Source organism: Chitinophaga oryziterrae, from assembly GCF_009758125.1.
Lineage (GTDB): Bacteria > Bacteroidota > Bacteroidia > Chitinophagales > Chitinophagaceae > Chitinophaga > Chitinophaga oryziterrae.
Map to the genome: position 1 here is coordinate 554531 of NZ_WRXO01000005.1, position 11920 is coordinate 566450.

The window sequence follows — 11920 nt, forward strand, 5'->3', positions numbered from 1 at the left end:
CAACCAAGTAAGTCTAACTCCTTCAGATAATAGTACCTACAAGCTTGAACAGAACGATTATTTCTTGCAAATTATCTATATCAATTGCTAGTGGGATCTCTTTATATCCAAGCAGGAAACTAATTTTAGCCCGATGTCTTCCATCCTGAAAGACAATCTGTTTACCATTATCAGAGAGGTTTATGCTGGGAGGATCAACAAACTGTTTGTTTTCCCAGCGATCAAGAATTCGGGCAATTCTAGAATCATTTAGTTTTTCACCAGTGAAAAGCGATGAGCAATCCACTTCGTAAAAATCGGCAAGCTTCATAAAGGATGATGGGGCTATCAATTTAACAGCATAACGACCTTCCTTAACCGATTGACTTATATCCAGCAATTTGCTTTTATTGCGCCCCCAAGCCCATTTTGGTATGATCGATTTCAGTTCTTCAATTGATTTGCAAGTATACTTGACGATAAGATCATCATGAATAGTATTATCATCCATTAATAATACTGTTTAAAAGGGAGGCCTCAAGTTTTATCAACAATACAATTACGCCGTCTTTATCTTTCTCCATCCAGAATCCTTGCAACAGTCCCTGCAAAATTTCATTTGTTGAATCAGCAGGCATATAAAAATCGGGCATATATAATATTTAGAATAAATATAGGTTACTTTGTCAGCATTATGACGTTTATGATTCTGAAACATGTTGACCAGAATTTTACATAACAAGTACTAATTGTGTTAGCTGAAACTTACTTTTTTAAGTATATTTGTTTTAATAGCATATGGTTTAAATCAATGATTTACAGTTTTTTGTTTGCTATGTGAAGTCGTGTGCTAAAATAAGCAGTATATGAGATACTGCAGTGTTCTCGTGTTTGTTATATTCTAATGCCTATATCTAACTAATTAGTTATATCTGCACCTGCATCACCACTAAGTTTATATGTATTTAAACTATAAATTAATTAATGGAGGCTCCGAAAAAGACTTTAAAAATTTTAACAATAGATGGGGGTGGAATAAAGGGACTGTATTCCGCAAAAATCTTGGAACAGTTTGAACAAAAATTTGGATGTATTTCTGATCATTTTGATATGATCTGTGGTACATCAACGGGTGGGTTAATTGCATTAGGGCTGTCACTGAAAATTCCGGCTGCGGAACTAGTAGCATTTTATGTGGATAAAGGCCCCAAGATTTTCCCGCCCTGGAGGAAATGGTTCTTGTTAAACATTTTTGACAGCTTAAGACAAGCCACTTTTTTTGGTAAGTTTTCCGACAAAAATTTAAAGAATTCCCTAAAAAGTGTTTTTAAAGATCATGTGATTGGCGATAGTCACAATCTTTTATGTATACCCTCATACCGGGTCACAGAGGGGAAAACAAGAGTATTTAAAAAGGATTATGGGGACCTGGATTGCGATGATGCTACCCCTTATGTAGATGTAGCACTGGCAACAAGCGCTGCACCTACTTTTTTTCCGATGGCAGAACTACCGACTTGCGATAATAATCAATTTATTGACGGGGGGGTATGGGCGAATAACCCTACTCTGGTGGGTTATGTAGAAGCGGTAACCAGGCTCCTTGGCCCAGACAGCAAATATGGGTATAATGCTTTGGAGATTCTTTCCATTAGCAGTCTTGAAATCGGCGCAGGGAGGCCTGTAGGATTAAGACGTCATCGGGGGTTTTTGGGATGGAAGAACAGCTTGTTTGAAACGGCAATAAGTGGACAAAGCCAGTTTGCTGAATATTTTATGAACAATATCAAAGCGATTAGTCCTGTTCCTGTACATTATGTACGGATACCCAGTCACGTTGTCGGATCAGCGCAGGAAAAACACATACAACTGGATAATGCCTCAAAAAAGGCTCTGAAGTTAATTTTAAGTAAGGCTAACCAGCAGGCCACAACATTTAGAAAAAATCCAGATGTCGCTACTTTTTTCAAAACCAAGAAAACATTTGTATTAAAATAGAAGTATGGCAAATTGCAATGAACTATTCTCGCACTACAATAGGGTGATCCGTTTAAGTGAGGAAAAGAGACAAGTTTTAAGGGCAGTCCGGAACCGGCTACGCGAAAAAATGGCAAAGAATTATTCCTTGCTGAGATTTGATGAACAGCTTGAATTTCATTCCCAGGGCTCTTTTGTAATGGATACGATCATTACCCCCAAAGATGATGACTTTGATCTGGATGACGGTGTTTATTTTGTGGGAAGTCTTTCACCAAACCAAAGACCTCCTGTGAGTAAATTTCACGAAGCGGTTGTATTGGCTGTAGGTCATGATGAAGATTATGCCAAAGTTACCGATAAAGACACCTGTGTTAGGGTAGCTTATGAGAAGGAAAAATTCCATATAGACCTTCCGATCTATTACGCGAATTCGATTTATAACCCCAATTTGGCTCACTTGCCGGATGAATGGGTGTTGAGTAATCCAATAGAGTTCATTGATTGGTTTGAAAAAAAGGTAATGTCAGGGTTTAAATCTGCTTACCTGGTTGAAAACAGGTTATATACTGAATATCAACAATGGCTTTCCGATATCAGAAAGAAGGACGCCCAGTTGCGTAGGATGGTACGTTATTTAAAAGCATGGGGAGATGAGTTAAGAGGCGATATGCCACCTGGAATAGTAATGACAATTCTAGCTGCAGAGAATTATTTCCCACATGAGCAGGATGATGTAAGTTTGAAACATACCCTGGAGAATATCGAAAAATTCCTCAAAGCCAATGGATGTAGTTGTCCGAGACCTACAACGCCGAAAGGAGAGGATCTATTTGCGTCCTACAGTAATACCAGAAAAGAATATTTTATGGATCGCCTTGCTACCTTTGTCAACTCTGCAAAACAAGCAATAGCGAGCGATAATCAGAAGGAAGCCTGTCTGAAATGGCAGAAACATCTAGGTTCACGTTTCCCATGCTCCCTGGCCAGTGATAAAATTGAAGGCGCTACGACCTATTCTCGTAGCGCAATTATAGGAGATTCTGCAAACAGTGCCTAATAATGATAATTTGGATCGGATGATGGACTTTGAGAATGCAAAGGCAATTGTACTTCAGGAGTTGGGCCAGATAGAGACGATTTACGAATTAAGCACTGAGGAAAAGGAGCAACTGAAGTACAATGTCCATTCCACTTATCTTTCAGTGGATACGGAGTTTTTGGGTAAAGAAGGTGTGGTACAGAGTATCACGTTCCATATTCACCTCCCAATGAGTTTTCCGATGGTGATGCCCAAAATCAGTTTGCCTGTGGTTGAATTGGAAAAATACCGTTCTTTTCCTCATATTGATGAAAAGGGTGGAATTTGTCTGTTTGACGATGATACGACCAGAACAAACCCTGAAAATCCAGTTGGTATTTTGCTATCATGTCTGCGTAGGGCAAAAGAAATCATTGAACAAGGCCTGGCCAAAACCAATTACAACGATTATAAAGAGGAGTTCCTTGTATATTGGTTATACCGCTACAACGGTGAACCTGATTTGGATATGGCAGTGTTGCAACTGTTTAGCGGTGATCCTGACCCGGCAAAGGTCAACATGATTAAACTTGATGAACCTTTACACCTGTTTAGTTATGTAGTGCATCAGAATGATGAAAATGCAACGACTTTTTTAAATTATCTTGGCTTCAGGAAATTGTCCTATAAAGATCAGCCGATCTGTCACCTTGGACCTGTTTCATGGAATTATGTCCCGCCATTTAACCTAAGGAATAAAGATGTTAAGCAAATTGTCTCGCGGTTGCCAAAGGAAGTGGTAAATCGTTTTAAAAATTTTATCAATTCAGGTAAAACGCCGAAGTTTCTAACCGCATCTGTGCTATTAAATGGAAGGTACCACCTAATAGGATGGCGGCATGCAGACTTTAAGGTAGTTGGCAAACGCAAGGGATTTAGGAATGGTAAAATCACCAACTATGAATTGCTGTCTTCACTACAGGCCAACGATCCCGTCGTAAGAACGAGCCCTCAAGAGTATTCACCGGACCAAAAGCAATTAAGATCAATCGGGAAGATCTTTGACGCAAAGGGCAATAAAAAATTTCTCGTAGCCGGACTGGGAAGTATAGGGTCCAACCTCATTTATTTTTTAAATACTTACAATGACCCGGAATTTCGTCTAGTCGACCCAGATGACCTATCATTAGATAACATAAATCGTCATCTGTTAGGGTTCATCTACTCGGCCCGAGGTAAGGCTGTTGGTGTAAAAAGTTACCTCATCCATAAAAATCCTTTTCAGAAAGTCGAGTATAGGAAGGAATCAGTACTGGACGTAATGCGTAACGCCCCAGAGTTTGTTAACAACGCGGATTACATTTTCATCGCCATCGGGAAAACGAATATTGAGCAATATTTGGGATCACTGGTTGAAAGTGGAAAAATAACTAAGCCTATGTTTATTCTATGGGTTGAGCCTTACCTAAGTGCTGGCCATGCCGTTTATCTCCATCCAGGAAGCAGACCTTTTCGTAGTTATTTTGAGGATTACGAGTTGTTCAAATATAATGTAGTACATAGAGATGCTTATCTCAGCAACCATCCGTTACTCCACTTGAAACAAGCGGGATGCCAAACCACATATGTGCCATATGGTATGGTAGACATTACCCTATTTCTATCTGGAATTTTTCCATACATCAATAAAATTATCAGCCATGGGCGAAAGGATTCATGTGCCTTGAGTTGGGTAGGTGATCTTGATCAGTTAAGAGCGCTGAATATTCCACTTTCCGATTTTGCAACTAGCGTTAACGAAAGAACCATAACTATACATGAAGGCTGAACAATACAAAGTTGATGACTACATATTTCACATCAGTGATACTGTACTTGACATCATGAAATCTTTTATCCAGGACGCCAAGTGGAAACCCGAAAGTGGCGGTATTCTGCTTGGACAAGTGAAGGATAAACAGGTGTACGTACAGAAGGCATCAGTCCCATGCCTTTTTGATCGTGGAAGCAGGTACGCTTTTCATCGAGATAAAGCTGCTGCGCAAATTATAGTTAACTATGAATTTGTCAATAGCAGCAGAACTGTCACTTATTTAGGGGAGTGGCATACCCATCCTGAGGAATATCCAAATCCTTCGCCTCAGGATTTGAGGATGATTAATGGTCAGCATGCCCTCGGTGAGCTCCACATCCCCTTTTTAATAATGGCCATCCAAGGTATATCAGGGCGTTACGTTGGAATGTATAAGAATAACCATCTTTCTAAGGCTGTCAAATTATAAGGTATTCTTTAATATTAGTTTAAATTCAGAAAGATGACAAGCAGCAAGCGGTTAGAACAGCAATACAAGCATAATCTAAGTGATTTTGCCAGTTGGGACCAGAAAGTTCCAGCTGTATCCGTCTAACCCAACATTTTTTGAAACAATACTCAGAAGTCCACAAGTATTTCTGCCTTGTATAATTTCACAGTGCGGCGACCCACCCAATTGAAATTTAATTTTAAAGGCTCAGTAATAGGCGCCTCCTAGAACAAACTAACTGTCAATTCTTGTGAGTGAGGTCAAGAATTTATATTAAGTCTGCGGATATATTTTTCATTGCATCAAAAAAGTCTAACAATAAATAATTTTCTCTCTTTTTTTTAGATGAAAGCATTAAATACTCTCCAGGAGTTGGAATCTTCAATGGAATAATACCGCTATAATATATTCTTACTAATTTTACAAATTCTTGAAGTGATTCATTGGAGTTGTGAGCGATATGATTCCTTAATTTTTTATAGTCTCTTAATACCTGTAAATTTGCTGTGTATGGAAGTTTAATTGGATGACCATTTTCTAAAAAGGTTTCAGCTCTAGCAATAAGGGCATCCGGGCTATTCCAATCCAGGAAAGGCATTCCAGACTTAATAAGTTCTTCACAATGAGTAAAATCTTTGGGCTTTAAGTAGGATTTTATCACAGGGCGTTTAGATGATTGTTTCTCCAAACAATATAAAATAAAAATTTCTTTTAAGAACCCCTCATATTTTCTAAATCCTGCAAAAAAAATGGATTCTACAAGTAAAATTATTTGCGATTTTGTAAGTTCCCCACGAGAAAATTTTTGGTGATTTGAATAATCAAATTTCTGAAGACGGGTGATTTCTTTAATGAAATCAGCATATGAAGCACTTATTTTGATTCTGTGATTGGCCATAAATATAGCTTATAATGCATCAATAATCTTTTTACAGATAAAATTTGACCGATACACTCTAGCACCAGAGTCCGTTGTCCCTCTTCTAGAATAATTTATAAAATCTTTAAATTCTTTACCGTATTGAGGAGAGTCTATATTGTCTGAGATTTCATCATACTGAGCACTTAAATTGTCTAATGCGACCCTGATCTTTCCAATAGATTTTTCATTAATACTTTTCTTCAAGTTTTTATCCAAATTTTTTATTTGAAAAAGTAAATGTGCCATAGAAGCAAATAAGCTATAGAATAAGTGATTTCTCGAAAAATTAGTATTTTTCAATTCTTCAGGTTTATAAATAGAACCTATATAACTCATTACTTTATCAAATCGTGCTTCGATTTCCTCTAAATTATCAGCCTCATCTTCATACTTCTTATAATAGATTTCTACCCCTTTATTTGTCTGGACTCCATCAATTAAAGCGACCATTAAATCTCCAGCTAGCTCCGCCTCCGCCATTCTTGTCACTTTTGATTTTGTCAATATACCTCCATTTATAAAATAACTAACATATCTATACCCTAAACCGTATACCGTCTGTTTAAAAAAACCTAAATATTTTGCATTGAATATTTCTTGCATTTCTAGTTTAACTGTATACGAATTAATTCTTGCAAAAATGTCAAGGATTTCTTCATAAGGAACATCAAAAAGTAAATCTACGCCTAACTCATATTTTAGAAATTCTTTCTCTAATCCATTAGGCAAAGACTGATATGAAAATTTGGAGAGTTCCTTATTATGAGCCTTTGACAGTTTAAAATCTCCATTATAATATCCTAATATAGCTCGTAATCTTTGTTGCCCATCTACAACAACTCTAATATTTTTTCCTCCTTCCAGCTTTTGAGTTATTATTATTTTAGGCATGGGTTTGCCTCGAAGAATTGTATCAATTAGATATGATTTCGCTTTATCTGTCCAGACCGATCGCCTCTGGAAATCTGGAGAAAGCTCTATCAATCCATTTCTCTCCCATTCCACAAAATCAGCTATACTATAAGCTCTTGTATCGAAATTTTTCATACCATATTGCATTAAATAGTTTATATAATATATTTACTTTAATTTTTATAATTAAAAACTAGTACTAGTGAGAATCTTCTTGCTAAAATCTCGTCTTTTACACCCAGTAAGAATTGATTGTTAAACAAACTGATTCCTCTAGCTTTGATTATAGCAAAATACAAGTAAAGGTTTACTTATTGAAAGGTGCATCATTGGAATTATTAATTAGGAATAACCAATACAAATGTTCAGTTAATAATTGTTGTAGAATAGGCAAATCCATAATATATCAAACGAAAGCAGATTTACCAATACTTATTTCCCTTATGAAAAAAATAGCTAATTGATTAATATAAAGCTTTGTAAATTTAATAGCCTGAAGTTTCTGAGGTAAAATTTGCATAAGAGCAAATTTTCAAGTTAAGGGATTTCCTTCGCAATCAATAGTAATAAGAAATTCTCAGTCAATACTATTTGAAAGTTTTAAGTTTGAGAATTCTATTTTTAGATTCATTAAGGTATAATACCATTAGGCCAAACTTTAAGCATACGTATTATAATAATTATCGACAACCTCTATATCCTTTTATCTACTCGGTTTTTGTAATCTGCTTATGATGCAATTTAGAAAGTGAAGCCAAGGTGTCCACCCATGGCTTACTGCTTCTATTAATCCTTATTTTTTCTTTGTCTTCTTAATATTAATCAACGCCAAATCAACCAGTACTCTTGGATCGCAATTAATCAAATCCGCTAATCTTATAAACTCATTCAGGGTAAATATAGAGTGATCTTCGATCCTCTTTCTCAAACTATTATAATTCAAATGGAGATCTGATGCCGCTACAGAAGGTGGAATTATCTCAAATATCTCGGCAAAATTTGCCAATTTATTTGCGTCTATTAGTTTCTTTATTGTTTGATAGCGTTTATCACTCATAGCTCCAAGAAGTAACCGAAGGTAATAATCCGCTAATTATATGTATTGGAATACTTATATAATGACAATAAAATACTACGATATGTAATTATAATACTACATTTGGTAGTTTATTTCTTTGTTTGTAACTTTAGAAAGTTAAAAAATATTTTAGCTTTGCGCTCGAAGTAATTAAGCGCATTGTCTATTGTTCTCGTCCTGCAAACGTGAGAAATTTAAAGGAAGCGAGGAGCGGTAGGCGTGCCCACCTTAAAACGTGGGCCCTCTTACTCGTTTCCGGGCTTCTCACGGCCAGCAGGACAGTAAGATGTGGCCTGCGTTTTTTATTTCCGCAGGTCAATATTAAACCCAAAAATTGACCGCAGCATGAATCCACTCGCTAAACACTACACCTTCGAGCACATCGTTCTGAAGCATGGTATCCCACCGCAAAGAATCCCTTTCTTAAAGAAAGTATATACGGATAACTGTCATAGCTTAATTGTTCTCCGGAATAAGTTAATAGAATTGAGGTTAAACAAATCTGAGATGACCGCGATATTAACATATCATGGTGCCGTTATAGCAGGTGTAGCAATCCCACAATGACTCCCATTCATTAGCCATTGGCTGCCCTGATCAAATTAACCAAAAATAACTGTTAGCTATGGTGACTCCCCCATTACCATTGATCCTACTCATTGATGATGATCCCGACGAGTATTTAATATTAAGCATGTTTTTCACTTGTGACATAGCCAGATTAGACTGGGCAAGTCAGCCACTTGCGGGTGTTAAGAAAGCTGAGTTAATAAGACCTAATATTATTATCCTTAACCAGTATATTCCTGGCTTCGATGCCATAGAATCTGTAAAGCAAATAAAAGCAGTAGAGTCACTGCGAAATATACCTATACTCATAAGTACAGGAACTATTAACCCAACAGTGAAAACAGCCCTTCTGGATGCAGGAGCAATAAACGTGCAGGAAAAGCCTATTCTGGTTGGGGTATTAAACAATATTATCAGCCTCCACTTATGTACACCCGGAAAATAACGATTGGTAACACCATTGTTTATCTCGCAAGTTTGCCTGGAACAAATTTGGTACGCGCAAGAATTAAAGGAGATATGTATTACGTACATAGAGAAAAAAATGCAGTTACAAAGTTTGTAATACCATCTGATCTTCCTATAGAATTACAGGAACGCATTATCTGGGCTGTAGATAACTACTTCCGACTTCGGAAATAATTTATATACATCATTAACTGAACTATTAAACGTTACCCCATGCAATTAAAGAAAAAACTACAAACGTTTTCTAAACACTATCATGGTAGTGTAATTGACAGAATGAGCGAAAATGAACTAAAACACTATTCCAAAGTACTTAATTGGAGAATAAGAATATTCTATTGGTTTTTCCTGATATGTAAAGCAACAGGCTTTAAAGCTGATAAATTAAGGCGGCATATCCTTTTCTTATATGAGGTCTGTGTATACGTTCACTTTGCCTACAAACGTAAAGTAGCAAGAAGGTTAATAAAGGAAAGCCCGATACTACAAAAATATATTGCGATGGGCGTTATTCGTAATGATGAAGGTCCTTCTGATAGAAATGTGTAATAAGTAACCTTATTGTCGTTCTTTATAGCTTATTGTTATTAATTGTTTTTTGTCTGTTATTGGTTTGAAATAGAAAGGTGTTGGTATTTCACAGAATATAATATGTCTCTTTTAAAACCCCTTCATGAAGGATGTTAAAAAAATCTTTGGTGATTTCGTACACGTTTGTACACGTTTGTACATAAGTGGTAAAGTGGTTTTTCGCGTTGTTATATCTTCGTTTCTTCAATATATTTTTAACCCACAAAACAAAAAACATGAGAGAAGAACAGGATGAAATTCGCAGGAGACTAGATGTATTAGAAACAAAAATAGACTTGCTATTACAATTGGCAAGAGATGATGGAAATAAGCATCCTCCGCTATCTATAGAACAGGCAGCAACCTACCTCCATCTTTCTGTATCAAGGATATACTGCCTGATCAGTGAAGGTCAGTTGCACCCCTTGCAGCGAAAGAAGTATGGTCGTATCCTTTTTAGGCCGTCAGACCTCCAGGAATATCTTACACAACAGGAGAATAAAGCAGCATAACTATTACTCACTTCTTAATTCATTATATGAGTATTGTAAAAGAAAAGTATAGCGGTAACAGGGTTAACCTGATTTACCAAATGTTATGTAATGAAGCAGAACAGGCACAACCCAAAGAATACGATGTGCGGGTAGATGAACTGAAGGTTGTATCCCGTACTAATGACCCTGAACGTTTCTTCCAACACGAGGATTTCATACTGCCTGATACGCGTTATGTCACTGTTTGTTTATATGATGGTGGTTCACGCAGGTGTACCCGTTATGTGTTATTGCTAAAAGAGGAAGAGAGTACAGCAAAGGGAACATTGGATGGTATAGAACATACCATAGGGGAGAAACTACAACAGGAAAGGCGGCAATGGCAATATGAGTTATTGCAAAGAGAGAATGAGGATTTAAAGGAAAAGCTTGCAGATGCTGAAGAATACCAGGAACAACTACAGGATACTGTGCGGCAAATGCAAGGAGAGAAAAGCTCAACAACCAATAAGATCACGGAAACAGTATTAAACTTTGCGGGGCTTTATTTTTCCAAAAATCCACAGGTACTAGGCGGTATCCCGTTATTGAGTGATTTGGTAAATTCTGGTAGCATTCCCCCTCAGCAATCCACCGAGAGGGCTTCTTATAGCAAACAGGAAAGCGGCGATGCCGGAAACATAAAACCCACAGAACAAAATACAACCACATTACGCAAAACACTGATTCTGCTGTTTCCTGAGCTGTATGCCGAAAAGGTAGAACGTATCATTCAGTACCTGTATGCAAACAACGAGCTTGCAGATCAGCTACTGAGAATACTCCAACAAGCCTGTCCTGATGAGGAAGAAGAGGATGAAACTGAGCTGGCAGCATAATAACAATATCTAACCATTAAAATGTCAAATACCATGGCAAAGCATCTGTTAACAATAGAAATAGAAGCAAACAGCCGCAAGGAAGCCGAAGATAAACTGAGCGGAGTGATGCTCATGTTAGGCGTATTGTACAAAATAGATCAATCAAGTGTTATAGGTAATGCGGTAAAGCTCTGGGTTCTTTGGGAAGCCATCATGAATGATTGCAGTCCTAAAATAAGCCCTTATCACTCAGCTGTAAAGTAACCCGTCAAACAAAGAATAATTTATGAAGCCTCATAGTTCTGAATCACAACAACAAGAGATTTCCATGCCATCCAAGCCCAAACGGTTAACACCGGAGTTTCTTCGCAAAAGTTCGGGTTTACAGGATTTAAGTGACGAACAGGCAATGGAGATCATAGACAGTTTATATGCGCTTGCCATGATCTTACTTTCTGTAACTCTTCCCAACACCGGGGAAGAGTTACAGACACCCATGATTGCAGAATATATCAATCCATTACCCGAACAAAATAGAATAGCAGCATGAGTAATTTAAATGCCTTTGCCAAATTTGGTAACTACCCTAAGAAGTTTACACAGAAAGTCACACAAAAGGTAGCGGTAGCGTATACACGTGTATCCACCAAAGAACAGGGTGCGTCCTGAAACCTGAGGCTGCGTAAGTAGCTGAAGGGTGCTGTAGCAAAGATGGAGGTAGGCCCTCCGGTAGCGGCTGGCAAGAGCAGCTACCAAACCACCCTAA

Annotated in this window: 15 protein-coding genes; 11 read left to right on the forward strand and 4 right to left on the reverse strand. The window is 37.4% G+C overall.

From position 1 onward, the window contains the following. Positions 1 to 22: 22 nt before the first annotated feature. Positions 23 to 490: a hypothetical protein gene (locus tag GO495_RS19865; protein WP_157301457.1), complete on the reverse strand. Its 468-nt coding sequence runs from the start codon at positions 488 to 490 to the stop codon at positions 23 to 25. 473 nt (positions 491 to 963) lie between these two features. On the opposite strand from GO495_RS19865, the gene GO495_RS19870 reads away from it, so the two are divergent. Genes GO495_RS19870 through GO495_RS19885 form a run of 4 tightly spaced genes read left to right on the forward strand, consistent with a single transcriptional unit; the run spans position 964 to position 5259 of the window. Next, on the forward strand, positions 964 to 1977 hold the full coding sequence (locus GO495_RS19870) for a CBASS cGAMP-activated phospholipase (protein ID WP_157301458.1): 1014 nt from the start codon (positions 964 to 966) through the stop codon (positions 1975 to 1977). A 4-nt stretch (positions 1978 to 1981) separates the two neighbouring features. Then, on the forward strand, positions 1982 to 3016 hold the full coding sequence (locus GO495_RS19875; RefSeq protein ID WP_157301459.1) for a cyclic GMP-AMP synthase DncV-like nucleotidyltransferase: 1035 nt from the start codon (positions 1982 to 1984) through the stop codon (positions 3014 to 3016). Between the two features lie 19 nt (positions 3017 to 3035). Next, positions 3036 to 4805: an E2/UBC family protein gene (locus GO495_RS19880; RefSeq protein ID WP_157301460.1), complete on the forward strand. Its 1770-nt coding sequence runs from the start codon at positions 3036 to 3038 to the stop codon at positions 4803 to 4805. Further along, positions 4795 to 5259 carry a Mov34/MPN/PAD-1 family protein gene (locus GO495_RS19885; RefSeq protein ID WP_157301461.1) on the forward strand — a complete coding sequence of 155 codons (465 nt, stop codon included), beginning with the start codon at positions 4795 to 4797 and terminating at the stop codon, positions 5257 to 5259. The genes GO495_RS19880 and GO495_RS19885 overlap by 11 nt, the downstream gene beginning before the upstream one ends. 289 nt (positions 5260 to 5548) lie before the next feature. Here the strand turns inward: GO495_RS19885 and GO495_RS19890 are convergent, their stop codons facing one another. From GO495_RS19890 to GO495_RS19900, 3 genes are all read right to left on the reverse strand, one after another. Next, positions 5549 to 6178, reverse strand: a complete 630-nt coding sequence (locus tag GO495_RS19890) for a hypothetical protein (RefSeq protein WP_157301462.1) — start codon at positions 6176 to 6178, stop codon at positions 5549 to 5551. A 9-nt stretch (positions 6179 to 6187) separates the two neighbouring features. Continuing rightward, positions 6188 to 7249, reverse strand: coding sequence for a DUF262 domain-containing protein (locus GO495_RS19895; RefSeq protein WP_157301463.1), 1062 nt, complete (start codon positions 7247 to 7249; stop codon positions 6188 to 6190). A 658-nt stretch (positions 7250 to 7907) separates the two neighbouring features. Beyond that, positions 7908 to 8171, reverse strand: coding sequence for a hypothetical protein (locus tag GO495_RS19900; protein ID WP_157301464.1), 264 nt, complete (start codon positions 8169 to 8171; stop codon positions 7908 to 7910). 646 nt (positions 8172 to 8817) lie between these two features. Between GO495_RS19900 and GO495_RS19905 the strand changes: the two genes are divergently transcribed. From GO495_RS19905 to GO495_RS32430, 7 genes are all read left to right on the forward strand, one after another. After that, the gene (locus tag GO495_RS19905; protein WP_157301465.1) at positions 8818 to 9207 is read left to right on the forward strand and encodes a response regulator; all 390 of its coding nucleotides are present in this window, start codon (positions 8818 to 8820) and stop codon (positions 9205 to 9207) included. Between the two features lie 236 nt (positions 9208 to 9443). Then, positions 9444 to 9779: a hypothetical protein gene (locus GO495_RS19910; protein ID WP_157301466.1), complete on the forward strand. Its 336-nt coding sequence runs from the start codon at positions 9444 to 9446 to the stop codon at positions 9777 to 9779. Positions 9780 to 10036: 257 nt separating this feature from the next. After that, complete coding sequence (locus GO495_RS19915; RefSeq protein ID WP_157301467.1) at positions 10037 to 10312, forward strand: helix-turn-helix domain-containing protein; 276 nt, start codon at positions 10037 to 10039, stop codon at positions 10310 to 10312. Between the two features lie 26 nt (positions 10313 to 10338). Beyond that, a complete protein-coding gene (locus tag GO495_RS19920) occupies positions 10339 to 11172 on the forward strand; it encodes a hypothetical protein (RefSeq protein WP_157301468.1) in 834 nt (277 codons plus the stop codon). Between the two features lie 33 nt (positions 11173 to 11205). Further along, positions 11206 to 11418, forward strand: coding sequence for a hypothetical protein (locus GO495_RS19925; protein WP_157301469.1), 213 nt, complete (start codon positions 11206 to 11208; stop codon positions 11416 to 11418). Positions 11419 to 11440: 22 nt separating this feature from the next. Beyond that, the gene (locus GO495_RS19930) at positions 11441 to 11704 is read left to right on the forward strand and encodes a hypothetical protein (protein WP_157301470.1); all 264 of its coding nucleotides are present in this window, start codon (positions 11441 to 11443) and stop codon (positions 11702 to 11704) included. Next, a complete protein-coding gene (locus tag GO495_RS32430; RefSeq protein WP_276611826.1) occupies positions 11701 to 11823 on the forward strand; it encodes a hypothetical protein in 123 nt (40 codons plus the stop codon). The genes GO495_RS19930 and GO495_RS32430 overlap by 4 nt, the downstream gene beginning before the upstream one ends. Positions 11824 to 11920 lie beyond the last annotated feature (97 nt).

What these genes read in the sequence shown, in the direction of transcription:
- GO495_RS19865 (WP_157301457.1), bottom strand. Translation starts at nt 490, where the DNA reads ATGGATGATAATACTATTCATGATGATCTTATCGTCAAGTATACTTGC.
- GO495_RS19870 (WP_157301458.1), top strand. Translation starts at nt 964, where the DNA reads ATGGAGGCTCCGAAAAAGACTTTAAAAATTTTAACAATAGATGGGGGT.
- GO495_RS19875 (WP_157301459.1), top strand. Translation starts at nt 1,982, where the DNA reads ATGGCAAATTGCAATGAACTATTCTCGCACTACAATAGGGTGATCCGT.
- GO495_RS19880 (WP_157301460.1), top strand. Translation starts at nt 3,036, where the DNA reads ATGATGGACTTTGAGAATGCAAAGGCAATTGTACTTCAGGAGTTGGGC.
- GO495_RS19885 (WP_157301461.1), top strand. Translation starts at nt 4,795, where the DNA reads ATGAAGGCTGAACAATACAAAGTTGATGACTACATATTTCACATCAGT.
- GO495_RS19890 (WP_157301462.1), bottom strand. Translation starts at nt 6,178, where the DNA reads ATGGCCAATCACAGAATCAAAATAAGTGCTTCATATGCTGATTTCATT.
- GO495_RS19895 (WP_157301463.1), bottom strand. Translation starts at nt 7,249, where the DNA reads ATGAAAAATTTCGATACAAGAGCTTATAGTATAGCTGATTTTGTGGAA.
- GO495_RS19900 (WP_157301464.1), bottom strand. Translation starts at nt 8,171, where the DNA reads ATGAGTGATAAACGCTATCAAACAATAAAGAAACTAATAGACGCAAAT.
- GO495_RS19905 (WP_157301465.1), top strand. Translation starts at nt 8,818, where the DNA reads ATGGTGACTCCCCCATTACCATTGATCCTACTCATTGATGATGATCCC.
- GO495_RS19910 (WP_157301466.1), top strand. Translation starts at nt 9,444, where the DNA reads ATGCAATTAAAGAAAAAACTACAAACGTTTTCTAAACACTATCATGGT.
- GO495_RS19915 (WP_157301467.1), top strand. Translation starts at nt 10,037, where the DNA reads ATGAGAGAAGAACAGGATGAAATTCGCAGGAGACTAGATGTATTAGAA.
- GO495_RS19920 (WP_157301468.1), top strand. Translation starts at nt 10,339, where the DNA reads ATGAGTATTGTAAAAGAAAAGTATAGCGGTAACAGGGTTAACCTGATT.
- GO495_RS19925 (WP_157301469.1), top strand. Translation starts at nt 11,206, where the DNA reads ATGGCAAAGCATCTGTTAACAATAGAAATAGAAGCAAACAGCCGCAAG.
- GO495_RS19930 (WP_157301470.1), top strand. Translation starts at nt 11,441, where the DNA reads ATGAAGCCTCATAGTTCTGAATCACAACAACAAGAGATTTCCATGCCA.
- GO495_RS32430 (WP_276611826.1), top strand. Translation starts at nt 11,701, where the DNA reads ATGAGTAATTTAAATGCCTTTGCCAAATTTGGTAACTACCCTAAGAAG.